This is a genomic window from Actinotalea alkalitolerans (assembly GCF_023369855.1).
GTDB lineage: Bacteria > Actinomycetota > Actinomycetes > Actinomycetales > Cellulomonadaceae > Actinotalea.
Genome location: NZ_JAMBPP010000009.1, coordinates 1 through 24,816, shown reverse-complemented (window position 1 = coordinate 24,816; position 24,816 = coordinate 1). Strand labels below are relative to the sequence as shown.

General features: G+C 71.3%; 24 protein-coding genes. 11 read left to right on the top strand and 13 right to left on the bottom strand.

Features of this window, described 5'->3' with window-relative positions; genetic code table 11:
• Positions 1-5: 5 nt before the first annotated feature.
• Positions 6-668: an SRPBCC family protein gene (locus M1R94_RS12455; RefSeq protein ID WP_249382030.1), complete on the bottom strand. Its 663-nt coding sequence runs from the start codon at positions 666-668 to the stop codon at positions 6-8.
• 171 nt (positions 669-839) lie between these two features.
• On the opposite strand from M1R94_RS12455, the gene M1R94_RS12450 reads away from it, so the two are divergent.
• Together M1R94_RS12450 and M1R94_RS12445 are read left to right on the top strand one after the other, a co-directional pair.
• Positions 840-2,228: a UTP--glucose-1-phosphate uridylyltransferase gene (locus M1R94_RS12450; protein WP_249382029.1), complete on the top strand. Its 1,389-nt coding sequence runs from the start codon at positions 840-842 to the stop codon at positions 2,226-2,228.
• A gap of 90 nt (positions 2,229-2,318) precedes the next feature.
• The gene (locus tag M1R94_RS12445) at positions 2,319-2,819 is read left to right on the top strand and encodes a VOC family protein (RefSeq protein ID WP_249382028.1); all 501 of its coding nucleotides are present in this window, start codon (positions 2,319-2,321) and stop codon (positions 2,817-2,819) included.
• Between the two features lie 3 nt (positions 2,820-2,822).
• Here M1R94_RS12445 and M1R94_RS12440 read toward each other — a convergent pair whose 3' ends face one another.
• Both M1R94_RS12440 and M1R94_RS12435 read right to left on the bottom strand, forming a co-directional pair.
• Positions 2,823-3,383, bottom strand: a complete 561-nt coding sequence (locus M1R94_RS12440; protein ID WP_249382027.1) for a DUF5317 family protein — start codon at positions 3,381-3,383, stop codon at positions 2,823-2,825.
• A gap of 10 nt (positions 3,384-3,393) precedes the next feature.
• On the bottom strand, positions 3,394-5,331 hold the full coding sequence (locus tag M1R94_RS12435; protein ID WP_249382026.1) for a putative bifunctional diguanylate cyclase/phosphodiesterase: 1,938 nt from the start codon (positions 5,329-5,331) through the stop codon (positions 3,394-3,396).
• A 484-nt stretch (positions 5,332-5,815) separates the two neighbouring features.
• On the opposite strand from M1R94_RS12435, the gene M1R94_RS12430 reads away from it, so the two are divergent.
• Entirely contained in the window at positions 5,816-6,367 is a 552-nt protein-coding gene (locus tag M1R94_RS12430; RefSeq protein ID WP_249382025.1) for a DUF427 domain-containing protein, read from the top strand.
• Between the two features lie 32 nt (positions 6,368-6,399).
• Here M1R94_RS12430 and M1R94_RS12425 read toward each other — a convergent pair whose 3' ends face one another.
• Positions 6,400-7,641: an MFS transporter gene (locus tag M1R94_RS12425; RefSeq protein WP_249382024.1), complete on the bottom strand. Its 1,242-nt coding sequence runs from the start codon at positions 7,639-7,641 to the stop codon at positions 6,400-6,402.
• Positions 7,642-7,802: 161 nt separating this feature from the next.
• On the opposite strand from M1R94_RS12425, the gene M1R94_RS20425 reads away from it, so the two are divergent.
• Both M1R94_RS20425 and M1R94_RS12415 read left to right on the top strand, forming a co-directional pair.
• Positions 7,803-8,267, top strand: coding sequence for a WhiB family transcriptional regulator (locus tag M1R94_RS20425; protein WP_283253345.1), 465 nt, complete (start codon positions 7,803-7,805; stop codon positions 8,265-8,267).
• Between the two features lie 109 nt (positions 8,268-8,376).
• Positions 8,377-9,387 (top strand): TIGR00341 family protein, encoded by a 1,011-nt coding sequence (locus M1R94_RS12415; protein WP_249382023.1) that lies wholly within the window; start codon positions 8,377-8,379, stop codon positions 9,385-9,387.
• Positions 9,388-9,476: 89 nt separating this feature from the next.
• On the opposite strand, the gene gtfA is transcribed toward M1R94_RS12415, so the two are convergent.
• Positions 9,477-11,000, bottom strand: coding sequence for a sucrose phosphorylase (gtfA, locus tag M1R94_RS12410; RefSeq protein ID WP_249382022.1), 1,524 nt, complete (start codon positions 10,998-11,000; stop codon positions 9,477-9,479).
• Positions 11,001-11,134: 134 nt separating this feature from the next.
• Here gtfA and M1R94_RS12405 point away from each other — a divergent pair, with 134 nt between their 5' ends.
• The 3 genes from M1R94_RS12405 to M1R94_RS12395 are packed head-to-tail and all read left to right on the top strand — an operon-like array spanning position 11,135 to position 13,188.
• On the top strand, positions 11,135-11,851 hold the full coding sequence (locus M1R94_RS12405; RefSeq protein ID WP_249382021.1) for an MSMEG_4193 family putative phosphomutase: 717 nt from the start codon (positions 11,135-11,137) through the stop codon (positions 11,849-11,851).
• A 9-nt stretch (positions 11,852-11,860) separates the two neighbouring features.
• The gene (locus M1R94_RS12400; protein WP_249382020.1) at positions 11,861-12,418 is read left to right on the top strand and encodes a DUF3090 domain-containing protein; all 558 of its coding nucleotides are present in this window, start codon (positions 11,861-11,863) and stop codon (positions 12,416-12,418) included.
• Positions 12,415-13,188, top strand: coding sequence for an SCO1664 family protein (locus tag M1R94_RS12395; RefSeq protein ID WP_249382019.1), 774 nt, complete (start codon positions 12,415-12,417; stop codon positions 13,186-13,188). Before M1R94_RS12400 ends, M1R94_RS12395 begins: the two co-directional genes overlap by 4 nt.
• 13 nt (positions 13,189-13,201) lie before the next feature.
• On the opposite strand, the gene M1R94_RS12390 is transcribed toward M1R94_RS12395, so the two are convergent.
• The 4 genes from M1R94_RS12390 to M1R94_RS12375 form a co-directional block, all read right to left on the bottom strand.
• Complete coding sequence (locus tag M1R94_RS12390) at positions 13,202-13,873, bottom strand: ribulose-phosphate 3-epimerase (protein ID WP_249382018.1); 672 nt, start codon at positions 13,871-13,873, stop codon at positions 13,202-13,204.
• A gap of 34 nt (positions 13,874-13,907) precedes the next feature.
• Positions 13,908-14,669, bottom strand: a complete 762-nt coding sequence (locus M1R94_RS12385; RefSeq protein WP_249382017.1) for a 5-deoxy-glucuronate isomerase — start codon at positions 14,667-14,669, stop codon at positions 13,908-13,910.
• 86 nt (positions 14,670-14,755) lie between these two features.
• Complete coding sequence (locus M1R94_RS12380) at positions 14,756-15,889, bottom strand: M24 family metallopeptidase (RefSeq protein WP_249382016.1); 1,134 nt, start codon at positions 15,887-15,889, stop codon at positions 14,756-14,758.
• Between the two features lie 85 nt (positions 15,890-15,974).
• Positions 15,975-17,000, bottom strand: a complete 1,026-nt coding sequence (locus M1R94_RS12375) for a TRAP transporter substrate-binding protein (RefSeq protein ID WP_249382015.1) — start codon at positions 16,998-17,000, stop codon at positions 15,975-15,977.
• A gap of 172 nt (positions 17,001-17,172) precedes the next feature.
• On the opposite strand from M1R94_RS12375, the gene M1R94_RS12370 reads away from it, so the two are divergent.
• Positions 17,173-18,177 carry a LacI family DNA-binding transcriptional regulator gene (locus M1R94_RS12370; protein ID WP_249382014.1) on the top strand — a complete coding sequence of 335 codons (1,005 nt, stop codon included), beginning with the start codon at positions 17,173-17,175 and terminating at the stop codon, positions 18,175-18,177.
• Positions 18,178-18,316: 139 nt separating this feature from the next.
• Here the strand turns inward: M1R94_RS12370 and M1R94_RS12365 are convergent, their stop codons facing one another.
• Both M1R94_RS12365 and M1R94_RS12360 read right to left on the bottom strand, forming a co-directional pair.
• Positions 18,317-18,952, bottom strand: a complete 636-nt coding sequence (locus tag M1R94_RS12365; protein ID WP_249382013.1) for a cysteine hydrolase family protein — start codon at positions 18,950-18,952, stop codon at positions 18,317-18,319.
• Entirely contained in the window at positions 18,949-21,819 is a 2,871-nt protein-coding gene (locus tag M1R94_RS12360; protein ID WP_249382012.1) for an FAD-binding and (Fe-S)-binding domain-containing protein, read from the bottom strand. Before M1R94_RS12360 ends, M1R94_RS12365 begins: the two co-directional genes overlap by 4 nt.
• A gap of 169 nt (positions 21,820-21,988) precedes the next feature.
• Between M1R94_RS12360 and M1R94_RS12355 the strand changes: the two genes are divergently transcribed.
• Together M1R94_RS12355 and M1R94_RS12350 are read left to right on the top strand one after the other, a co-directional pair.
• Positions 21,989-22,696: a GntR family transcriptional regulator gene (locus M1R94_RS12355; protein ID WP_249382011.1), complete on the top strand. Its 708-nt coding sequence runs from the start codon at positions 21,989-21,991 to the stop codon at positions 22,694-22,696.
• Between the two features lie 250 nt (positions 22,697-22,946).
• Positions 22,947-23,219: a DUF4190 domain-containing protein gene (locus tag M1R94_RS12350; RefSeq protein ID WP_249382010.1), complete on the top strand. Its 273-nt coding sequence runs from the start codon at positions 22,947-22,949 to the stop codon at positions 23,217-23,219.
• Positions 23,220-23,589: 370 nt separating this feature from the next.
• Here the strand turns inward: M1R94_RS12350 and M1R94_RS12345 are convergent, their stop codons facing one another.
• Both M1R94_RS12345 and M1R94_RS12340 read right to left on the bottom strand, forming a co-directional pair.
• Positions 23,590-23,994 carry a hypothetical protein gene (locus M1R94_RS12345; protein ID WP_249382009.1) on the bottom strand — a complete coding sequence of 135 codons (405 nt, stop codon included), beginning with the start codon at positions 23,992-23,994 and terminating at the stop codon, positions 23,590-23,592.
• Positions 23,995-24,441: 447 nt separating this feature from the next.
• Positions 24,442-24,816 (bottom strand): helix-turn-helix transcriptional regulator (locus M1R94_RS12340; protein WP_249382008.1); only part of this gene is annotated, 375 nt, incomplete at its 5' end.

Below are 24,816 nucleotides of genomic sequence, written 5' to 3'. Positions count from 1 at the left end.
GTCGCTCAGGACCGGCCGACGCGGTGGGCGGACTCGGCCAGCGCGCGCACGGTGACCAGGTGCTTGCGCATCATCACGAAGTCGACGGTCTCGAAGGCGAGCGAGGCCGGAACCCCCGCCCATCGGGGCCGCATGTCCCACCAGGACCGTTCGACCAGCCGGCAGCGGTCGGCGTCGACCGGCTCGACCACCAGGGCGAAGGTGGCGTGCACCGCGAGCCTCCCAGGAGGCCGGATGTCCAGCACCAGGGCTCGACCCGGCTCGACGGCCCGCACGGTCCATGCGAAGTCCGGATCGCTCACCAACGGTTGACCCACCTCCGGCGCGGGAACCTCGGGGAGCAGCCGGTCGGCGCTCGGCACGCCCCCGTTGTCGAACCTGTCGTAGGAGTACCAGCCGGCGCGCCCCAGGTCCGAGGACCCGATCTGCGCGATCCAGGGCCAGACCGCGTCGGCCGGTGCGCAGATGTCGACGGCCCGGGTGACGCACCTCAACGGGTCGCGGACCAGGTCGTCGCCGGGAAGCACCTGGGTGGACTCTGCGGCGGTGCTGCCCCAGGTGGCCATCCACTGCCGGCCGACGCGCGCAGCGACGACGAGGGCGGCACCGCCGAGCAACCACGGGGTGCCGCGCAGCAGGGGCGACTCGATCGAGCCGGTCGGACGCATCCTCGACCTCCGTCGTCGGTGGACCGGACAGGGTGCCCTGGTGGGCAGTGTCCGCCCGGCACGGCTGTCAGCGGCAGGACGGAGGTCCTGGCAGCCGAGACGACGCGAGGCGTGTCGTGCGTGACGGGTCCACCAGGCGCGCAGGGCGGTGCGCGCCCTAGCATCGTGGGCATGAGCGCTGACGGACGTGCCCGTGCCCGGACCAAGATGCAGGAGGCGGGGGTCGCGCAGACCGCGATCGACGTCTTCGCCCGCTTCTACGACCTCCTCGAGTCGGGAGAGACCGGGGCCATCCCGGAGAGCGACGTCGAGCCGCTGCGGGACGTGCCGCGCCTGGTCGACCTCGACGTGGACCCCGAGGCGGCCCGTGACGCCCTCGCGGCCACCGCGGTGATCAAGCTCAACGGCGGGCTGGGGACCTCCATGGGGATGGACCGCGCGAAGTCGCTGCTGCGGGTCCGTGGTGAGCAGACCTTCCTGGACGTGATCGCCCAGCAGGTCCTGGCCGCGCGGGCCGCCACCGGCGCACGACTGCCCCTGGTCCTGATGAACAGCTTCCGCACCCGCGACGACACCCTCGCGGCGCTGGCCGCCCACCCCGACCTCGCCGTGGACGGCCTGCCGCTGGACTTCCTGCAGAACCGCGAGCCCAAGCTGCGCGCCGACGACCTCACCCCGGTGGACTGGCCGGCCGACCCCGACCTGGAGTGGTGCCCTCCGGGACACGGTGACCTGTACACGGCTCTGCACGCCTCGGGGACCCTCGGGCGACTGCTGGACGCGGGGTTCCGTTATGCCACCGTCTCGAACTCCGACAACCTGGGCGCGGCACCCCAGGCCCGCATCGCCGGGTGGTTCGCGGCCACGGGTGCCCCGTTCGCCGCCGAGGTGGCCCGTCGCACGCCCGCCGACCGCAAGGGCGGTCACCTGGTGGTGCGTCGGGCCGACGGTCGGATCGTCCTGCGGGAGACCGCGCAGACCCTCCCCGAGGACGCCGATGCCGCTGCGGACATCTCGACCCACCCGTTCTTCAACACCAACAACCTCTGGCTCGACCTGCGCGCCCTCGCGGCCGAGCTCGAGCGGACGGCCGGTGTGCTCGACCTGCCGCTGATCCGCAACGACAAGACCGTCGACCCCACCGACGCCTCCTCGACCCCCGTGGTGCAGATCGAGTCGGCCATGGGCGCAGCGATCGAGGTCTTCGACGGTGCCACGGTGCTCGAGGTCGACCGCTCCCGCTTCCTGCCGGTCAAGACCACCAACGACCTGCTGGTGCTGCGCTCGGACGTGTACCGCTCGACCGAGGACCACCTGCTGGTCGCCCAGGTCGATGCTCCGCTGGTCGACCTCGACCCCGGCTACTACAAGACGATCGGTGCCTTCGACCGGCGGGTCCCGGTGGCGCCCTCGCTCGCTGCCGCGACCGCGCTGCGGGTCCGGGGGGACTGGACGTTCGAGGAGGACGTCGTCGTGGTCGGTGAAGGAGTGCTGAGCGACCAGGGGGCGCCGTCGAGGGTCCCTGCCGGGTCGTCGGTGGGGCCGCACGGCATCTCCTGAGCCGGAGGCCGATGAGTTCCCGCCCAGACCCCGGTCTGCTCTGGTGACGGTCCGCCCACGCCGGGTGGGCCCTGCACCAGGGAGACCGCCATGGGAGTCGTCCGTCCGCACCTCTGGTTCCACGACCGTGCCGAGGAGGCCGCCGCCTTCTACGCCACCGTGATCCCGAACTCGTCCGTGACGCGCGTGGTCAGTGCGCCCGACGGGATCCCCGGCGTCGAGGCAGGCGCGCCGTTCATCGTCGAGTTCGTCCTGGACGGGATGCCCGTCACGGCCCTGAACGCCGGTCCGGCCCTGACCCTGGACGATGCGTTCTCGATGTACCTGACCTGCGACGACCAGCAGGAGGTGGACCACTACTGGGAGGTGCTCACCGCCGACGGGGGTTCCCCTGGTCGGTGCGGGTGGCTCAGGGACCGGTTCGGGCTGTCCTGGCAGGTGGTGCCGCGTGCCCTCGACGAGATCATGACCCGAGCCGACCCCGCCGCGGTCGCGCGCGCGACGACCGTGATGCTCGGCATGGGGAAGCTCGACGTGGCTGCGCTCGAGGCAGCGTTCGCGGGTGACCAGCAGGTCGCGCCCCGCACCTGACCCTCACGCCGTGGTGCCCTGCTGATCCTGGTCCTCGTGCGCAGGGACCCGACCCAGCCGCGAGGTTCCTGCCCACACCGCAACGAGCACGCCCACGACGATCAGGACGTCCCCGACGCTGAAGGTGTTGGCCAGCGGGAGGGGAGTCGGCCAGGCGAAGATGTCCCCGAGCCAGTAGAGCACCGGGTCCTCGACGACCGCTGAGTTCGCGAACCCGTCGCCGGGGTCGACCCCCGCCGCCGCGACCGCCGAGGGGGAGGCGGGGAGAGTCCCCCCGTTGAGCGCGATGGTGATGCCGTTCGACGCGGCGCCCGCGCCCACGACGGGCACACCTGCGATGCCTCGGTTGAACCAGATGAACACCAGGGCGGCCGCGTAGGTGGCCACGTGCAGCACCGGGGCCACCGCGCCGGGGAGGCTGACCTGCAGGGCCACCACCTGCAGGACGAGGGTGACCCAGATCAGCGTCGGGTGACGCCACCGGTGCAGCAGCAGTCGTGCAGGCCAGCGCCCGACGACGACGGGTGACAGCAGGGCGACGACGCAGGCCGCGAGGAGCAGCATCTCAGCCTCCTCAGGGTGAGCCGGGGGTCGTCGTGACCCGGCGCTCGTCGTCCATCCGGACCTGGATCAGCTCGGGCGTGGTGGGGCGGCCCAGGTGGTAGCCCTGCCCGACGCCGCAGCCCAGCCCGCGCAGGGTCAGGGCCGTGCCCTCGTCCTCGATGCCCTCGGCGATCACCCGCAGGCCGAGGTCGCGGGCCAGCGCGATGGTGGACCGGACGATGATGAAGTCGTGGTGGTCACGACCCATGTCGCTGACGAACGACCTGTCCACCTTGAGCTCGTCGACCTCGAGGCGCTTGAGGTAGCTGAGCGAGGCGTGGCCGGTCCCGTAGTCGTCGACGGCGATCGCGACACCCAGCCGGCGCAGCGCCGCGATCACGACGTCGACGCGTGCCGGGTCGGCGAGGATCCCGGTCTCGGTGACCTCTAGGACCAGCGCGCCGGGGGGTATGTGGTGCCGGGTGAGCGCGTCGTGGACCTGCCGGGGCAGGGCGAGGTCGGACAGGTGCCGGGCCGAGAGGTTGACCGCCATCCGCAGGTCGTGGCCCTCCTCGCGCCAACCGGCCAGGGCTCTCAGCGCGGTGTCGAGCACGTAGGCGGTGAGCTCGGCGATGAGTCCGGAGTTCTCGGCCAACGGGATGAAGTCGTCGGGGGCGACGGGCCCGCGGGTGGGGTGCTCCCACCGGATGAGCGCCTCGACTCCCACGGTCTGGCGGGTCGCCAGGTCCACCTGGGGCTGGAAGGCCACACCGAGCTGGCCGGTGTCGAGGGCGGCACGCAGGTCGGCGAGCAGCTGGAGGCGCTCGACGGTGTTGACGTCGAAGAGCGCAGAGTAGGTGCTGATCCTGTCTCGCTCGAGCTTGGCCTGGTACAGGGCGATGTCCGCGTTCTTCATCAACGTCTCGGTGTCGGCGCCGTGGTGCGGGGCGCACGCGACACCGGCGCTCGCACGGACCAGGAGCTCGAGCTCGCCGATCCTCATGGGCGCCTCGAGCGAGGCCAGCAGGGCGTGGGCGACGAGCTGCGTCTCGACCAGGTCACCGTCGACGATCACCGCGAACTCGTCCCCGCCGAGCCGGTGCACCAGGTCCTCGTCGTCGAGTGCGGTGCTCAGGCGCTCGGCGACCTGCTGGAGCAGGAGATCGCCGACGGGGTGGCCCAGGGTGTCGTTGATGTCCTTGAAGTGGTCGAGGTCGATCAGCACGAGTCCTGGTCCGCCGGCATGGGTCCGCTGAGCGACGGCGTGCAGGCTGTCCAGCCCCCTGGACAGCCGGTCCCGGTTGCCGAGCCCGGTGAGGGGGTCGTGCGAGGCCTGGTGCGCGTGACGGACGGCGGCGGCCGCGGTGAGGTAGACCGCGATGACCGGCGGGATCAGGAGGAACAGGACGGCCACGCCGTCCCCGGCGACGATCGCCGCGACCGCCCCGATGCAGAGCAGGACGACGTGGGTCGCGGTCACGAAGCGGGCGTCGTCCCTGACGGTCGTCCACACCGACTGGGACGTGACGATGGCGACCACGACCGCGACCAGGAGGCGGTTGACCAGCACCATGGCCACACCGGCGGCCAGGAGCGGGCCGAGGTGCTGCAGCTCGACGGTGAGCGGGCCGGCGAAGAAGGGGATGCCGGTCAGCCAGCTGAAGACCATCCGTGCTGCCAGCACGCTCAGGGTGTACTGCGCGGTGTTGAAGGCGGACTTCGTGACGCTACGTCGGTGCAGCAGGTCGTCGGTGAGGCTCGCGAGAGCCTGGATGAGGACCGCGATCCCGACTCCGCCGACCGCGACGAGCGCGAGGACGAAGGGCCCCGAGGTGGACATCGTCTCGACCGGCTCGTCGTCGCGGGTGATCGGGAGGGGCTTCACCTCGCCGACAAGGGCCGCGACGGCGAGGAAGACGACCGGCCAGACGACGACGTGCGTGGCGGGGGGCCAGGCGGTGCCGACCATCGCGACGAGGAAACCCGCTGCTCCGAGGAGGGACACAGCGCCGACGAAGCCGTCAAGGAGTGACGGCGGAGCCAGGAGTCGTCTCCTGGCCCCGCCGTCACCCGAGTGTGTGCTCAGACCCACTTATGCCCTGCGCCGACGAGCGCGACGACGGCCACGAGCGTGCCGGCGCTCGCGGAGAGGCGGACGATCGTGCTGTTCTTGGCGATGCGCCACTTGTCCATGGTCAGATCCTTCTCTTGAGGGATGACACCGCGACCTCCGGTCGCCCCTGCCACCGTCCACCCCACCCCGCGTGGCGGGGCGGACGTCAGGTGCGCTAGTCATCCGTTGATGTCATCGGCCGGCAGGGGCGCGGCCTTGAGCGATCATCCCGTATCGGTGGGTCCAGCGGGTGATTTCTGTGCACGTGGCGGGTGGAATCTCATGATCGCCATTGACAACGCCCGACTGCACAGGTTCGAGGCTACTGTCAAGTATGGCGATGACTGGTTCGGACCCGTGGAGACCCCGCACAGCACCGCCCGCTGGGGCGCCGGCCGAACCGCCCGGGCCGGGGCAGGAGTCGGTCTGGGACTACCCGCGCCCGCCGGTGGTCCGGCCATGCGAGGAGCACGTGGTGGTCCGGCTGGGCGCTGGTGTGGTCGTCGACACGCGACGCTCGCTGCGGGTGCTGGAGACGTCGCACCCGCCGACGTACTACCTGCCGTCGGACGCCGTCGCCCCGGGCTCGCTGGTTCCGGTGGGTGCCACCAGCTGGTGCGAGTTCAAGGGTCGGGCGGTGTACTTCGACGTGCTCGGCCGGGACGCCGCGGGGCGCGAGGTCCTCGCCCGGGCAGCGGCCTGGACCTATCCGACGCCGGGGCCGGGGTACGAGGCCCTGCGTGACCACGTCGCGCTGTACCCCGGTCGGATGACCCTGTGCACCGTCGACGGTGAGGTCGTCCAGGCTCAGGAGGGCGACTTCTACGGCGGGTGGAGGACGAGTCGCGTCGTCGGCCCGTTCAAGGGCGCCAGAGGGACGACCGGTTGGTGAGTGCCGGTCCCGGCGCACCGGACGGCGGACGCCTAGACCTGTGCGGGCACCTCGTCAGCGTGGGCGATGTGCGCGAGCTGACGCCAGATGAGCACGACGAAGACGGTCGACCCGATGAAGGCGAACCAGAAGGGCGCGGTCACGCCCCATCGCTCGGCGAGCAGACCTCCCAGACCTGAACCGAGGACCAGACCGCCGAACACCCCGACGAGGTTCACGCTGCCCACCCGGCCCTGGAGCGCGGACGGGACAGCCCGTTGGCGGATGGTGATCGAGGTCGTCCCCCAGATGAACGCATGGGCGCCGAAGACGAAGAAGATCGGCATCGCGACCCAGGGTCGGGTGGTGATCGCGAGCCCGAGGTGCGTGAGGGTCTCGACCACCAGCCCGATGCGCATGACGTTGCCAAGGCTCACGTGCCGGGTGATCCACCCGTAGGACACGATCCCGGCCAGGCCGCCGAGCGCCCCGACGGTGGTGACCAGGCCGAAGCCCAGCTCACCGAGACCCAGGCGTCGGGTCGCGTAGAGCACGAGCACCGACCAGGCCGCGCCGAAGGTGATGTTGAAGATGAAGATGGTCAGCACGAGGGTGCGTACCGCGGCGTGGTGCCTGACCCAGCGAAACCCCTCGGCGATGTCGTGCCTGAGGTGCGTACGACGGGCGGTGTCACGCCGGTGGGCCGGAAGGACGATGCGCGACACCAGGACCGCGCCCGCGGCGACGACCACGGCCTGCGCCGTGAAGGGCCACACCGAGCCGGCCACGAACAGTGCGGCACCGAGCGGGGGCCCGGCGAGCTGGTTCACGGTGATGAAGCCTGCCTGGAGACGCTGGTTGGCCGCCGCGAGGTCACGACGGTCCACCAGCATCGGCAGCAGCGTCTGCGAGGTGTTGTCGGCGAAGACCTCGGCGGTCCCTACCAGGAAGAGAGCCAGCAGCACCACGGCGATCGACACCCGCTCGGTGAGGATCGCGACGACGAGCAGCGCCAGGACGGCCGCGCGGACCAGGTCGACGACCACGACCATGAGGCGCCGGTCGAGCCGGTCGGCGAGTGCCCCGGCCAGGAGCCCGAAGATCAGCGGCGGCAACCACTGCACCGTGGCGGCCAGCGCCACCAGACGGGCGTCCTGGGTCAACGACGCGACCAGCAGCGGCCCCGCAGCCAGGGCGATGCCGTCACCCAGGTTGCTGATCCAGGACGAGGCGAGCAGCCAGCGGAAGCCCGTGCCGAGGCGGGTCGGCACCAGGGTCTCGACGAGTCGGCTCACGAGGTCCAGACCCTAGCCGGGCGCCGCACGCGCGTCCCGCCCATTTCGGTCGTCGACGGATCGGTCGGTCCTGCCCGATGAGTCCGGTGCCGTTGCGGGGTCCTCTCTAGCAGGGTGCGGATGCCCTGGGGAGCCGGAGGGAGATCGTCCTGGAACGCATCATGGAACATCGAGGGAACGGCGAGGTGACGGTCGGTGCCGACGGGCCCGCCGTGGGCGGTGGCTCCGGCGCGTCAGGTGGTCCCGGTCGGGTCGGCAGGCGGCCCCGGATCAGCACGGGCCGTCGTGGCCGGGCGGGTGAGGGTTCCTCGCCGGACGGCCTGTCGGTCCTCGGTATGGACGTGGCGCCGACGCCGTGCGCGGACGACCCCGCTCTGTGGTTCGCCGAGCGGACCGTGGACGCCGAACGCGCCAAGGCGCTCTGCCAGGGTTGCCCGCTGCGCGTGGCGTGCCTCGAGGGTGCGCTGGCGCGGCGTGAGCCGTGGGGTGTGTGGGGCGGCGAGGTCGTGGTCGACGGTGTGGTCGTGGCGACCAAGCGCGGTCGTGGTCGTCCCCCCGCCGTGCCCCGGCAGCACGCGCGGCACGCGGCCGTCGTACGGTCGCCCGATGAACGACCTGTTCGGTGACTCGCGACGCACCAGGCGTAGACCGGGGCGTGGGACGAGAAGGCTGCCCGCGCTCCCAGGTCACCGCCGGGGTGTGGTGGTGCGGGGCTGAGCGTGGAAGGCTGCGGTCATGCGAGGGCAGTGGGGCCAGCACCTCTTGCCGGACGCCCAGCGGCGCACGCTCGGTGAGCTCGCGGGCGACGTGGACCTCGCGGCCGGGGACGTCGCCTCGAGGCGGTCGGCCTTCTGGACGATGCTCACCCTCTCCGCGGTCATCGCGGCGGCCGGGGTGATGTCCGACTCCACGGCGACCGTGATCGGCGCCATGATCATCGCGCCGCTGTCGGTCCCGATCATGGGGGTCGCGCTGGGGGTCGTGCTGCGTGACGCCCTGCTCACCGGACGGTCGCTGCGGCACGTCGTGCTGGGTGGTGGGCTGGTCGTCCTCGTCGGGGTGGTCTTCGCGTTCCTGGTCCCTGGAGACGTCGACCTCTTCACCAACGGCCAGATCGCGGCCCGGACCTCGCCGGGGCTGCTCGACCTCGTCGCTGCGGTGGCCACGGGTGCAGCGGGAGCGGTGGCGCTCGCGCGGCGTGACGTCGCCGCCGTCCTGCCCGGGGTGGCGATCGCGATCTCCCTGGTGCCCCCACTCGTCGTCGTCGGTGTCTGCATCGGCCAGGGGACCTGGTTCCTGGCGGGCGGTGCCCTGGTGCTCTTCGGGTCGAACGTCGTCGCCCTCGTGCTCGTGGGCGTCCTGGTCTTCACCGCTGCGGGCTACGCGACCGAGGTATCGGGCAGCACCCCGTTGTCCCCGCGCCGAGCGTTCGTGGCCATCGGCACCCTGCTCGTGCTGGTGCTCGTGCCGCTGGCAGCGAACTCGGCCTTCACCTACGCGGTCGCGATCTGGTCCGACCGGGTCACCGTGACCGCCGAGACATGGGTCTCGGCCGTGCCCGGCGGCCGTGTCGACGACGTCGACCTGGTGTCGGGCTCGTTCTACGTCCAGGTGCGCACACCCGGCGACCTGCCCGATGTCGACGACCTGGTCGTGGCGCTCGAGGGCCGGGTCCCCAACGGGTTCTCCGTGGTGGTGACCACCCTGGTCGGTCAGGAGCTGGACGCAGCGGTCATCGGCGGGTAGTGGGCTGCACGGGACGAGCAGGCTTCTCCGGATCAGTGTGATGGAAGCGGTTGCGGCCTGGGCGACCACCACCAGGTGCACCGTGAGCGTCACAGCACGGCGGTCACCATCGCCTCGAGGCCCTCGACCGTGGACTCGCGCAGGACCCCGTCGTGACCCGTCGCGCGCACCACCCCGCGGACGGCCGCCACATCGACCTCGAGCGTGGCGCGGTGCTGGCCGTGCGCCCACGAGACGTGCAGCACCGTGCCCTCGACCCGCCACCGGGCCTCGCCCTCGAACGCAGGGTGGCCCGCTCGGAGCCGGAGCGCCGCGAGCTGGCGCCGGACGACGGGTCGCGCCAGCTCGGCGTCGATCTCCTGGCGCTCGTAGCGGTGCCGGTTGATGTCGCGTCCCACGCCGGTGCGTTCGAGGAGCCCCATGTCGTTGCGCCCCGCCATCAGACCGACGTAGTAGACCTGCGGGATCCCGGGGACGAACAGCTGGATCAGGCGGGCCAGGACGTAGCGGTCGTCGTCGGCCCCGAGGGCGTCGAAGAAGGTGCAGTTCACCTGGTAGAGGTCCAGGTTCGACGCCGCACCACCCGTGGCCGCGCGGCTGCCGCCACCGCTCTGCTCGTGGATCCACTCGACCAGCCGGTCGATCTGCTCGTCGGTCAGCAGCCCGTCCTGGCCCTGCGGTCCGCGACCCGCGTCGATGATGCCGATGCCGTCGTGCGTGTCCAGGACGGTCACGGTGTTGGTCGGGCGGATGTCGAGCCATCGTGCCAGGGGTCCGGCGTCGCCCGCGGCGAAGGCATGCAGGACCAGGGGAGGCAGGGCGAAGTCGTAGACGAGGTCCACGGTGCGTGCGGCCTCGATCTGCTGGAGGTGGTGCCCGTGGATCTCGAGCAGCATCTGGGCCCCGCGCAGGTGCGCGTGCTCGCGGATGCGGCCGACCACCTCGGCGGCCTCGTCGATCATGAAGCAGGTGGTGCCGGGAACCTTGGCGACGTAACCCACGGCGTCGAGTCGGAGCATGCCCACGCCCGATGAGGTCAGCGTGTCGATCACCGTGCGCAGGTAGTCCCAGGCGAGGGGGCTGCGTACGTCGAGGTCGACCTGCTCGGGCGTGAACGTGGTCCACACCAGGCGCCGCTCGGTGCCGAGCGTCATCGCGGTGAAGGGCAGGCCGGGCCGGGGTCGGTAGATCGCCGCGAGGTCGGCCTCGGTCGCGCCGTCGGGGAACACGGCGTCGAAGGTGAGGAACATCGGCGCCCAGGGTGAGCGCCTGCCCTCCCGCACGACGTCCTGGAACTGGGCCGAGTCGCTCGAGACGTGGTTGACGATGACGTCGGCCATCACGGTGTGCTCGTCGGCCAAGGTGGCGACGTCCTGCCACCCACCCAGCCGGGGGTCGACCTGGGTGTGGTCCACGGGGTCGAAGCCTGCGTCGGCGCCGTCGAAGGGCGTGAAGAAGGGTAGGACGTGCACCCCGTCGAAGGCACCGACGAGCGGGCCTCGGAGCAGGGCCGTCAGCCCGGCCACCGTGCCACCGAAGCGATCGGCGTAGGCGATGAGCTGAGGTCCACGGGTCACGCCCGGGCGTGGGGTGTGCCGATCGGGTTGGTTCATGGTCCCGCCTCCGTCGTCGGTGGGCCGGGTGCCCGGCCCAGGGTTCTCGTGGTGATGAACTCCACCGTCTCGCGGATCACCAGGTCGCGGGAAGCAATCAGCCGTCCGGCTGCGTGCTTGCCTAGGCTGCAGGGATGGCCACCGTCATCCTCGTCCGGCACGGTCGCACCACCGCCAACGCCCAGGGTGTCCTCGCCGGGCGTACGGCCGGGGTCGGGCTCGACGCGGTCGGGCGCACGCAGGCCGCGCGCACCGCGGAACGGCTCGGCGTGGTGCCGCTCGTCGGGGTGGTCTCCAGCCCGCTCGAGCGTTGCCGTCAGACGGCGCGGATCCTGGTGGGACGGCAGAAGGACCCACCGCCGACGCAGATCGACGGGGCTCTGACCGAGTGCGACTACGGGCAGTGGCAGGGTCGGACGCTCGCTGACCTCGCCAAGGAGCCGCTGTGGACCGTGGTGCAGACCCAGCCCTCGGCCGCGGCGTTCCCCGGCGGCGAGTCGTTGGCGGCCATGCAGGCCAGGGCGGTGGCATCGGTCCGGCGGCACGACGCTGCGTTCGAGGCGCGCCACGGTCCGGGTGCGGTCTGGGTGGCCGTCAGCCATGGCGACGTGATCAAGTCCGTCCTGGCCGACGCGCTGGGCATGCACCTCGACCTCTTCCAGCGCATCACGGTCGGTCCCGCGTCGATCTCCGTCGTCAGGTACGGGCCCACCCGGCCGGAGGTGGTCGCGACGAACACCGAGTTCGCAGACCTGGCGTGGCTCGGTACCCACGGTCCGGAGACCGATGCGCCGGTCGGGGGAGGAGCGGGGCACGGGACCGCTCACCCCCTCGGCCCGACTCCCTCGTAAACTCGCGCCATGCCCCTCATCGTCCACGAGTACGACTGGCCCGACCGCGTCGTCGTCGGCACCGTCGGTCGCCCCGGCGAACGGACGTTCTACCTGCAGGCGCGAACCGGGTCCCGGTCCACCAGCGTCGTCCTGGAGAAGGAGCAGTCGGCCGTCCTCGCCGAGCGGATCGACGAGCTCCTGGACGACCTGGTGGCCGACGAGGCCAACCGCGTGAGCGTCCCGACCGAGACGCCCGTCGAGCTCTTCGACGACGACCCCCTCGACCAGCCTGTCGAGGAGCAGTTCCGCGCCGGTGCGATGCGCCTCGGCTGGGATCCGCGGACCGCGCAGGTCGTCATCGAGGCGTTCCCTCTCGTGGTGACCCCGGACGAGGACGACCCCGCGCCAGGACCGGATGTGCAGGAGCCGGGCGAGGTGCTGGTCGTCCGGATCCCGGTCGGTACGGCCCGTGCCTTCGCGCAGCGCACGCGCCGGGTGGTGCGGGCAGGGCGACCGCCCTGCCCCCTCTGCGGTGAGGCGATCGACGAGGACGGTCACGTCTGCGGATCGCGCGACGACGTGTGACCGCTCCCGACGTCGACCTCGACAGCGACGAGCTCCAGATCGTCGGTCGCCTCACCGTCGCCTCGAACGCGACGTTCGTGGGCCGGATCGGTGAGGTCGCGGTCGTCTACAAGCCGGTGGCCGGCGAGCGGCCCTTGTGGGACTTCCCGGACCGCACCCTCGCGCACCGCGAGGTCGCTGCGTACCTGGTCTCCCAGACCCTCGGCTGGGACGTCGTCCCTCGCACCTGGCTGCGCGAGGGTCCCTACGGTCCTGGCATGGCCCAGCTGTGGCAGGAGCCCGACCCCGGGCAGGACCCGGTCGACGTGGTCGCCACCTCGGCGGTGCCGACCGAGGGGTGGCGCACCGTGCTCGAGGGGACGGACGAGGCCGGCCGGGGGGTGACGGTGATCCACGAGGACTCCGCGTCGTTGCGACGCATGGCGGTGTTCGACGTCCTCGTGAACAACGCGGACCGCAAGGGCGGCCACGTCCTGCCCCGGGCGGACGGGCACCGCTACGGGGTGGACCACGGCGTCACGTTCCATGTCGAGCCCAAGCTGCGGACGGTGCTCTGGGGCTGGCTGGGGGAGGCGCTCACGCCCGACGAGGTCGTGGGGGTCGAGCGGGTGCGCTCACGCCTGGGTGGGGATCTCGCAGACCAGCTCGTCGGTCATCTGAGTCGCCCGGAGGTCCTCGCCCTCGCCGCACGGTGCGACCAGCTGCTCCAGGCGGGGCGGTTTCCCGCTCCTGACGGCGACATGCCGGCCGTCCCGTGGCCGTTGTTCTGACGGTCCTGGCCGGTCACCGTTCGACGGCGTCCATCGCAGCCTGGAAGCGGTGGCACGCGGACACGATCCCGTCGGGTTGCCCGAACACCGTGAAGACCCCGCTGACCAGGATGTCCGCACCACGCCGGACGCACTCCGCCCCCATCTCGTGGTCGACACCGCCGTCGATCTCGATCAGCATCGAGGAGCCCGCTGCGGTGCGCATCGCGACCAGCGCGTCGAGTCGCTCGAGGGAGCCCGGCAGGAACCGCTGCCCGGCGAAGCCGGGTTCGACGGTCATCAGCACCACGAAGTCGAGGTAGGGCAGGTAGGGCTCGATCACGTCGACCCGCTGGGACGGGTTGATCATCACACCGGCCTTCATGCCGCGTTCCTGGATCGCGCCCAGCGTCCGCCGGACGACGCTGGTGGCGTCCGAGGGGAAGCTCACGTAGTCGGCGCCCGCCTCGGCCAGCCGGTCGAGGTAGACGTCGGGTGCGCTCACCATCAGGTGCGCGTCCACCACGACCTGCGGGTAGCGGCGCTTGAGGTCGGCGACGAAGCTGACCGGGAAGCACAGGTTCGGGACGTAGTGCTGGTCCATGACGTCGACGTGGAAGAACCTCACCCCGGCGTCGACGAACTGCGCCACCTGGTCAGGCAGGTCCATGAAGTCGCAGTTCGCCAGCGACGGGGCGTTGATCATGCGGGTTCCTCCCGGAGGGTGCGACGGCGAGTGCTCAGATGAACCGGTCGCCGTACAGGGGCTGGATCGTGAGGTCCATGAAGTCGCGGTCCTCGGGCGTCACGGAGGTCATGCAGTAGGCGTAGAAGATGCCGCCGGCCGGCGACCCCACGCTGGGGTGGTAGCCGCTGGGTACCGAGACCAGGTGCCCGTTGCGCACGAGGGCGACCGTCGTCGGGTCGTCCATGGCGTCCTCCTCGTAGACGAACTGCGCTGCGAAGGAGTCGCCCATGTCGAAGTACACGTACGTCTCCTCCCGCTTCGCGCCGTGCTCGTGCGGGGGCCAGGCGGTCCATCCGCCGTCCGCGCCCTTGCACAGGCCCACGAGGAAGCGCTGGGAGTCGAACGACTCGTCGATCAGGTTCCACACGTCCCGGCGGGTGCCGTTCTCGACCGCGCCGTAGACCTTGTGCCGGTGGTCCCCGTCGGCGTCGGCGAACGCGATGTGGGCGAAGCTCGTGGTCCGGTCGCACGGTGCACCGAAGCGGATGACCACGGCGTCCTGGCCGTGCAGGGTCGCTGTGGACCCTGGCGGGAGGTACAGGACGTCGCGCAGGACGGCCGTGCCCGTCCGCTCCCCGACGGTGTAGTCGACGGATCCCTCGATGCACAGCAGGACGACCTCCTCCGGGCCTGTCTCGACCTGGACCTCGGAGTGGATCTCCAGGCGTTCGGCAGAGGTGTAGACCATGCCCATGTCTGCCGGCTCGATCCGGCGCAGGGTCTCGCGGGGTGTGTAGTGCAGCTGGGTGCTCATCGCGTGCTCCAGTGGTCGCTCGGTCGGGTGGGTCAGGTGGGTCGGGGGGCGGCGTCCTCAGCGAACCCGGGGGATGTGCGGTGCTGTCATGTGAGGCGCAGCACGTCCGGCCGACGGCGCCCTGCCACGGTCAGCGTCGGCCAGCCCGGGTCGAGGTCCAGCGTCGTGGGCCCCTGCGGACCGACGAGCGTGGTGTCCTCGACCTTCCAGCCGTCACCGGTGGGGTTCCATGCGCAGACCATGCCGTCGGCCAGCTCGATCCTGGACGCCGCGGTCGCCAGGGCCTCGCGCGGCGCGAACCCGCTCAGACCGCCCTGGTGGTGGCGCCGCCACTCCAGCGGGTCGAAGCCGTGCTCGGCGTAGCTCGCCGTGCCGGCGACGAAGGCCTCGCCGAGCGTGGTGCCCACACGGGTGGCACTCAGGAAGGCCGCCTCCACGTGCAGCAGCGCGAGGTATCGATCGTGCTCCTGCGAGGTCAGACGACCCGGTGCGACCACACGGGTCACGCTCGCGACCACGCCCCGACGCCGGACGACGCAGGCCAGCATCGCGACGCGTTCGACGGGTCTGCCGGTGGCCAGCGGGTGCCGGTGCGTGGTGAGGCGATGGTCGCTCCCGACGAACAGCACGACCGGGTCGATCCCGGCGGTGACCAGAGCGCCGGCAAGACGGCCGGCTATCGCACGCTCCTGGTTACCGGTGCGCACCGTGCGTGCGACCTGCCCGACGAGGCGGGTGGACTCCGCGGCGAGCGTGGTGAGCTCGGCGCGGTGCCACGGTGTCAGGACCCGGCGTAGACCGGCTACTGCGTCGGCGAGGTCGACACGCCCTCCGGGGTGGTCGCGCGCTGCCTCGTCCGACCCGACCCCCGGCCCCGCGGGCAGGCGGTCGGTGCGGTCCTGGTCCCAGTCGACGGTGTCGATCTCGTAGTCGTCGCGGAAGGCTCCGGCGAGCTCGATGTCGCGCAGTCGAGGTGCCTCGATGACGGAGGTGACCACCCGCACACCGACCGGGCTGCCGGGGGACCCGTCGAGCCCGTCGAGGACGACGTCGAAGCAGGGGGAGTGCAGGGACTGCTGGGTGTGCCAGCGCGCCCCGGTCAACCAGGACAGCGTCGCGGGCGAACGCAGCACCAGGGTGTGGACCCCGCGCGCCCGGGCGAGGTCGCGCAGCTGCTCGAGCTGCCCTCCGGCTGAGACTGCCTGCTCCGGCTCGTGCATCGCTCCGACCCCCTTCCCTTGTCCTGGCTCCGCGTGCGGCACCCGCTTCCCGTCCGGGCGCACCGCGCCCGGACGGGAGCCCAGGTCAGGCTGCCGCCGCGCGGGTGGCGTCGTAGATCGCGCGGGCGTTGTCCGAGGTCAGTGAGGAGTCGACCAGCGGTGCGATCGCATCGGCGAAGAGGCTCGTGTCGACGTCGCTGAACTCGACCCCGGCCTCCTCCATCGCCGCGATGGCCTCGTCGGTCGCCGTCGCCCAGAGGGCGACCTGCTCCTCGACGGAGGCAAGGAACTCCTCGTCGAAGATGGCTCGGTCCTCGGCCGACAGCTCGTCGAGCGAGCTGGTGCTCGCCACGAGGTAGTCGGGGACGATGAGGTGGCGCGTGTAGGAGAAGTAGGGCGCGACCTCGACGTGGCGCTGGCTCACGTAGGAGACCTCGTTGTTCTCGGCTCCGTCGAGCACGCCTGACTGCAGGGCGGTGTAGACCTCACCGAACGCCATCGGTGTCGGTGAGCCCCCCATGAGCTCGATCATCTTGAGGTGGGTCTCCGACTCCTGCACCCGGATCTTGAGACCTGCGGTGTCCGCCGGGGTCACGATGGGCTTGTCGGTCGTGTAGATGTTCCGGTCGCCCGCCGTGTAGGCGCCGAGGACCGAGACGTTCCGGTCCTCGAGGGAGGCGTACAGGTCTCCGACGATCTCGTCGTCGTTGACGACCGACATCTGGTGGTCGATGTCGTCGAAGACGAGCGGCAGGTTGAACACCAGGAAGTCGGTGTTCATGTTCTCGAGCTGTGGGCCGCTGATGATGGCCAGCTCGATGGTGCCGTCGGCGACCAGCTGGAGTGCCTCGGCCTGCGCGCCGAGCGACTCGTTGGGGAAGACCTCGATGTCCACCCGACCCTCGGTGAGCTCGTTCACGCGGTCGGCCATGCCCTGCACGGAGACGGTGATGGGGTGGTCGGCGGTCTGGTTCAGGGCGATCCGCCACTCCACGGACCCGCCGGCCGTGCCGGACTCACCGGACGTGGCCTCCGGTGCCCCGGTGGCACCTGGCTCGGCGTCTCCCGCGCAGCCGGCCAGGACGAGCCCTGCGAGAAGAGTGACTGCCATCGTCGGAAGTGCTCTGTTTCGCCTCATTGCGGATTCCTCTCGTGGGGGAGCACGACGTGCGTCCCGATGCGTTGCCCCGAGGTCTTTCGCGGGGCGGCGATGCCCATCCACTCATCGTCCGGGCGCAACTCCCAACGTGTTGCCACTTGTTACCAGCGGTTAGGGTGGCGGCATGCCAGAGCGCGGCGCTGCGCACCCGCCGTCGATCTACGACGTGGCGCGTGCTGCCGGCGTCTCCACCGCGACGGTCTCCCGCACGTTCTCCCGGCCGGGTCGGGTCGGGGCCGAGACCGCCGAGCGCGTCCTGGCCGCCGCGGCAACCCTGGGCTACAGGGCACGGCTGCACACCCAGCGTGGTTCCGCGCCGACGGGCATGATCGCGCTCCTGCTCACCGACATCGCCAACCCGGGGTACCTCGAGATCATCCGGGGATGCGAGGACGCGGCCTCGGCAGCAGGGTTCACGCTCCTTCTCGCGAACACCCAGGAGTCCGCGGCGCGTGAGCGGGTCGCCATGGAGCGGGCGATCCCCAACGTCGACGGTCTGGTCCTCACGAGCTCCCGGATGACGGACTCCGCGATCCGGCAGATCGCCAAGCAGCGCCCGATGGTAGTCCTCAACCGGGCCGTGCAAGGGGTCCCGAGCGTGGTCCACGACAACGTCCGGGGCATGCGCTACGCACTGACCCACCTCGCCGAGCTCGGCCACCGGCAGGTGACCTACGTGGCCGGACCGGAGGCATCCTGGGCTGACGGGCTCCGATGGAGCTCGCTGCGCACCGTCGCCGCCGAGCTCGGCGTCCGGGTGCGCAGGGTGGGTCCGGTGGCTCCCACCGTCGAGGGTGGGGTCCAGGGTGCGGCCCTGTGGGGCGAGCACCCCACCTCGGGGGTGGTCGCCTTCAACGATCTCGTGGCCGTGGGGTTCATCCATGCGGCTCGAGCCTCGGGGAACCAGACACCCGACGACGTGAGCGTGGTGGGCTTCGACAACGCCAACGTCGCGGAGCTCGTCTCCCCGCGGCTCACGACGGTCGCCTCGCCGCTGCACGCCGTGGGGGAGACGGCGGTGCGCAACGTGATCGCCCTCATCGGGGGTGCGAGCTCGTGGACCGGGGAGCCCCTCGTCCTGCCGACGAAGCTCGTGGTCAGGGAGTCCACGGGACGGGCTCCGGGCTGAGACGACGTCCCGCACGACAAGGTCGGTCGCATGGCCGCCGCCCTCGACCCGGCGTGTCGACGCGTTCGCCCACTGATCACACCCGCGGCCACCGCGACGACAGTGGCCGCGGGCGTGCCCGCGGACTCCGGGATGCGGGTCAGTACCCCCGTGAGGTGTCGGCCGAGACCGTGGCGCCCTGCAGCGCCGCGACGTACTCCTCGACGGTCGTCGGCTTGGAGAACATCGGGTAGTCGTACTGGATCGCGTTGTCGTGCTCGGCCTGGGACGTCGCGCCGACGGCGTCGGTCAGGGTGAGAACCTCGAAGCCCTTCTCGTAGGCCGACCGCATGGTCGACTCCACGCAGCAGTTGGTGAGGAACCCGGCGAGCACCACAGTGGTGATGCCCTTGGACCGCAGGATGAAGTCGAGGTTGGTCGAGCCGAAGGCATCCAGCCCGCGCTTGCCCTCGATGACGATGTCGCCGTCGGCCGGGGCGACGTCGCCGACGATCTCCGCGCCCCAGCTGCCCTTGACGAACGAGGACGTGTCGACGACCCCCTTGAGGATCCCGTAGGGGTGGGAGGTGATCTCGTGGTATCCCTCCTGGAAGGCGATCGGGCTGTGGATGACCGTCACCCCGGCGGCGCGAGAGGCCTCGAGCGCTCGCCGCGCGTTCGTGAGCATCCCGGTGGACTCCATGACCTCGCTGACGGCGCCGTGCAGCGTGCCGCCCTCGGTGGTGAAGTCGTTCTGGAACTCGATCAGGACCAGTGCCGTGCTCTCCGTGTTCATCTCCGTGCTCCTTTGCTGGATGTGTGCGGACGGTCGAACGGGCGGTCGTGGAGGGCCTGCTCGGCGAGGAGCTCGAGCACGTGCCGGTAGGGGACCCCGGTGGCCCGGGTCATGCCGAGCTCGCAGGTCCGGTTGCACGAGGCGTGCGCCGCGGAGCCCACCGCGGCGACCTCGGTGACCTCTGGCCCGGTGGCCGAGGCGGTCAGCTCGGGGTGCAGCATCCCGCGGTCGCCGGCGAAGGCGCAGCAGCCCCAGTCGAGCGGGACGGTGACCTCCTGCGCGACGGCCTGCGCCACCCGCACCAGGTCGGGGTTGAGCCCCAGCTGGGTCGAGGAGCAGGTGGGGTGCAGGGTCAGCGAGGCACGCCGGGGATGGTCCGGGAGCAGCGGCAGCACGTGCTCGGCGACGAACGCGACGGCGTCGATCACCTGGACGTGCAGGTCCGGGTCGCTCCCGACCAGGTGCCGCAGGCCTTCGGTGCACGAGGACGCGTCGCAGATCACCGGCAGTCGACCGTCCTGGGTCGCGACCCGGATCGTCGGGAGCACGGCGGCGCGCATCGCCTCGTACCCGGCGTCGACACCCTTGGAGGACCACGGGGTGCCGCAGCACAGCGCGTCGATCCCCTCGGGCACGAGCAGGCTGATACCCGCGGCCGCGCACAACGCCTCGAGGCTCTGCTGGACGCCGGGGCCCTCGACCGGTCCGAACATCACGTTGACGCACGCGGGCAGGTACACGGCCGACGGCGTGCCGGTGGGCGCCGGTCGCCGCCGGGAGCTTCCGCCCCCGGGCAGCTCGCTCGACCACAGCGGGAGGTTGTCGGCGCCCAGCACCGCGCGCGCCGCCGTGTTCACGCCCCGCAGGGCCGCTCCCAGCACCGGCGGGAGCGCGTCGGTGAGGTCGAGTGCGGTGCGGGCGAGGGTGGTCGTGCCGGCCCAGTGCCGGGCGGCGCCCGTCCAGACCGCCGCGGCCGGAGCCGGGACGCTCGCGCGGCGCAACCGCTTGACGAGCTGTCCGGTGTCGATCTGAACGGGGCAGGCGGTGCTGCACATGCCGTCCACCGCGCAGGTCTGGACCCCGGCGTAGGTGTAGGCGCGCTCGAGGCTCGCGGCGGTGCGGGTGTCGCCTGCGAGCTCGGCGGCCCGGATGTCGCGGCGCACCACGATCCGCTGCCGCGGGGTCAGGGTGAGGTCCCGGGAGGGGCACACCGGCTCGCAGTAGCCGCACTCGACGCACCGGTCGACCTCGGCCTCGACGGACGGAGCGAGCTTGATGTGGCGCAGGTGCGCCTGCCGGTCCTCGGTGAGGATCACCCCCGGGTTGAGCAGGCCGCGCGGGTCGAAAAGCCTCTTGACCTCGCGCATCACCGCGTAGAGCTCGTCGCCGTACTGGCGCCGGACGAACGGGGCCATCACCCGCCCGGTGCCGTGCTCGGCCTTGAGCGAGCCGCCGTTGCTGAGCACGAGGTCCACGAGCGACTCGGTGAAGTCCGCGTAGCGGCGCAGCTGCTCGGGCGTCTCGAACCTGTCGGTGAGCATGAAGTGGATGTTGCCGTCCTTGGCATGACCGAAGATCACTGAGTCCTGGTAGCCGTACCTGTCGAACAGCCGCGTGAGCGCGGCACACGTCTCGGCCAGGTGCTCGACCGGTACGACGACGTCCTCCAGCAGCGCAGTCGTCCCGCTGCGGCGCGCGCCGGCCACAGCGGTGTACAACCCCTTGCGCAGGCCCCACAGCCCGGCGCGGACGGCGGGATCGGTGCTCAGGTCGAGCGGCGCACTCAGGGGGAGCGAGTCCAGGGTCGGGCGCGCTGCAGCGGCCAGCGCGTCGAGCTCGACGGCTGACGTCGCCTGGTACTCCACGAGCAGGGCCGCCTGCCGGTCGACGGTGAGCGCCCGGACGACCGCAGGTGCGCCCGGCACCGTCTGCCCCACCCGCAACGACGTGGCGTCCATCAGCTCCAGGGTCGCGGCACCGGTCGACACCAGGGCCGGCAGGGCGCGGTTCGCGGCGTACAGGTCGTCGAAGACCAGCAGTGCGGAGGACGCATGGGTGCGCAGCGGCACGGTGCGCAGAGTGACCGAGGCGAGGAAGGCGAGCGTCCCCTCGCTGCCGACCAGCAGGTGCGCCAGGATCTGCGCGACGGTGTCGAAGTCGGTCAGGGCGTTGATCGAGTAGCCCATGGTGTTCTTCATCGCGAACTGCCGGGCGACCGTGGCCCGTGACGCAGGGTCGGCCAGCACCCGGTCGCGCAGGGCGAGGAGACCGGCGTGCAGGTCGGGCTCGCGGTCCCGGAGCGTCACCTCGACGTCGGGGGCACCGGTGTCGACCACCGTCCCCGAGGGCAGGACGGCGACCAGCGACTCGAGCGTGCGATAGCTGTTCTCGGCCGTCCCGCAGGCCATGCCCGAGGAGTTGTTGGCCACCACACCGCCCAGGGTGCAGGCCGCCTCGCTGGCCGGGTCCGGACCGAGGGTGCGGCCGTACCGCGCCAGCCGGGCGTTGACCTGTCGGACGGTCACGCCGGGCTGCACCCGGACCCGTGCGCCGTCGTCGAGCACCTCGACCGCGGTGAAGTGCCGGCGCACGTCGACCAGGACCCCGTCGGTACCTGCCTGCCCGGACAGGCTCGTGCCGCCGGACCGGAGGGTCAGCGGGATGCCGGCGCTCGCGGTGGCACGCATCAGGCGGGCGACCTCCTCGGCGTCGCGGGGCGTGACGACGGCTGCGGGGAGCAGCAGGACGTGCGAGGCGTCGTGGGACAGGGCGTGACGCGAGAGGTCGTCGGTGCGGACCTGGGCCGGGTCCGCGACGCACTCGGTGAGCAACGTCTGCAGGCTCGCGGGTGCGGGGGAGTGTGTCATCTGTGCAGCGCCGCGCAGGGATGGCGCACGGTGGTCGGCAGCAGCACTGTCACGACTCTCCCTTTCGAGATCGCTGGCCCTTCGAGATCGCTATATTGTCGGACAAGTAGACGCAAGTGACAAGAGTCCTAGAGGGCCCCGCTGTTGCGTCGGGTTCGAGGAGGCGACGATGGCTCGAGGGATCGTGGTGACGAGCCTGGTCGACGCGCTGGTCGACGACCTGCGCGACAAGGTCGTCTCGGGGGCGATCGCCCCGGGGACCCCCCTGACCGAGCAGGAGGTCGCGAACCGCTACGACGTCGCCCGCGCCAGCGCTCGAGCGGCGATCGAGCGGCTGACCGGCGAGAAGGTCCTGGTCCGTCACAACCACAAGACCGCGCGCGTGGTGCATCTCGGCCCCGCGGACGTGCGCGACATCTACCGCACGCGCACCTACCTGGAGTCCGAGGTGCTGCGTCGCCTGGCCGGGAGCCGCACGGTGCCGCAGGCGGCACGGGAGGCCAACGCGGAGATCGCTGCGATCTGGGCCGCGGGGTCCTGGCAGATCGTCGACCCCGACATGCGCTTCCACACCAGCCTGATCGACGCCCTCGCCAGCCCGCGAACCAGTGCGGTCTACCACTCGCTCGCCTTCGAGGTGAAGCTCTGCATGGCCCAGCTCCAGGGCCGCCAGGAGCTCAGCCCGGAGATCATCGTCGCCGAGCACGCCCGGATCCTCGAGCTGATCGCGGCGGGCGACGCCGACGGCGCGGCCGCGATGCTCGACGAGCATCTGGCCAGGGCCCGTGAGCGTCTCGCCGCGAGCCTCGGCGGAGAGGCGGGACCCGAGGCCTTCGTGCCGTCCTCAGCGCTGCCGACCGGATCTGCGGGGAGCTGAGCGGAGGGCTCTCGCGGGTCCGACGGCGGTCACGGCGCGCGGCGGCGACCGCGCGACGGACTCGACCGGCGGGGCTCTGGACGCACGGGCACGTGGTGCCAGGGTGACGGCGAGGGGCGCAGGTGCGGCTCGAGCGCTGGGAGCTCATCGCCCTCACGTCTCTCCTCGGGTGGACGCGGACCCGATCTGGTTCCTCGGCGAGGGATCAACGGCTCAGACGGAGCAGCAGGCTCGCCGCTACCCTCCCGGTATGGATCCTCAGGTTGACGCGGCGTCGGACCCTCGGTCGCGCCTGGCGCGGTACAGCCCCCTGGCGGCCACCAGCCTCGTCGCCGGCATCCTCTGCGTGCCCCTGTCGGCGTTCCTCGTTCCTCAGCTCCTCGCTGTCGGGTTCGGCGCTGCGGCGCTGGTCCGGACACCCCGCGCGACGGGGCACGGGCGCTGGATGGCGGTGGTGGGGATCGCCCTGGGAGTTCTCTACGTCGCGGTGGCCGCCGCGGCCCCGCTCGTTCGTCCTACGTGAGGGCCGCGGTGGTGATCCGCAGGAACGGTCGGCTGCGCAGTCGGACGAACCAGTGGCTCAACGACCTCCGCTCGAACCGGATCGTCATCCGCTGGAGCCATGGTGAGATCGTCGATGACCTCGTCGTCCGCCAGCGTGATGAGCGCACGGCCGTCCGTTCGCAGTCAGGCGTCGGAAGATAGGCCACGATCTCAGCACCGAGAGCCTGGATCTCGACCACATCTCCTATGAGGGCGAACCTCTCGTGCGGAACCCTTGGCGCGGGGCGCGCCTCTCGGACGACGAGATCGCTCTAGCAGGTCTTCCCTCACGGGCTGGCGAGTGGGCGAGGGGTCACGGGGAGGGCCCGCTGAACGCCACGCGAGCGCCTCTAGCGTTCGGAGTCCAGGACCTGCAGCGCGGTCAGTCCGGGGCTGAGGGGCAGCGGTTCGGGGCTCTGGGAGGGCCACGCCATCCAGCCAGGGGGCAACCCAGGCCAGTGGGAGAGCCACACCAGAAACTCGGCGACGGACTCGTCGTCACCCTGAACATTCAGACCGCCGGTAGATGCCAAGAGCTCCACCAGGACAGTGCCCTGAGCTGACGTGAGTTGCAGTTGGCCGTGGGTGGAGCTGCTGAGGTCACCTTCCTCGGGCACGAACACCGCGCTCGTCCACCGTTCACATGCAGCTGCGATCAGGACACCAGGCTCCACAGCAGCGGCGCGGGCGTCCCGGTAGACAAGGACATCAGACATGGTGACCTCCATCAGGTACGAGGCGCGCTCGACTCTCACCCAGCACCGCCACTACCCCCTGCCGATGATCAAGAATGGGACGAAACCTAGCGCCCTTGGCGTCGATCCATCACCGGTGGACTCCGTCACCCCTGCGCTGCACCGGCTCGACCGGTCCCGGGTGTGGGGTCGACACCTGCGTGGGGTCGCGCCACCCCACGCGGAACGCCACCGTGCCGTCCCAGCGGGCTCGCTTCTCGATGCTCGTCGTGTCCCATGGCGCATCGCAGGGGGACGGATCTGTCCCCCCTGCGGGGACAAGAACTGCTGCGTTTCCGCAGGTCAGACGCGTGCCCCGAGTGGGATTCGAAACCGTCCGAATGGTGAGACGGCTGCCCACGCCTGATCCTCGCAGGTCGCTGACCTGCGGAAACGTTGGGAGCAGTTGAGACGCCTTGCAGCGAGTTCACCGGTCCTGTCCCCGTGGGGGTCGCTGTTCTCGAGCTCTCAGAGGACCTCCGTGCCGTCTCGTCTGGCGGATGGGCGGGTGCGGTGGGCGCCCAAGGAGCGGACCGTCGGGCCGAGCACCGCGGTGTCGATCGGCTCACGCGGAGGCGTGGGGGAGGGCGCCACGGTGGCGTTGGCGACGATGGCGGCGACCTGGGCCTCGGTGAACCGGATCCTTGCCTTGCCGAGCCGCAGGTGCTCGAGCCGGCCGTCGCGGACCTGCTGGCGGATCCACCACCGCGAGGTGCCGAGGCGCTCGGCGACCTCCTCGGGGCTGTAGGTCCGTTCGGGAAGCGATGTGAAGCGCCCCAGGTTCTCTGCCGCTCCTATGCGGGTTGCGGCGCTCGGTTGAGGGCCGCGTAGTGGGCTTGCTCG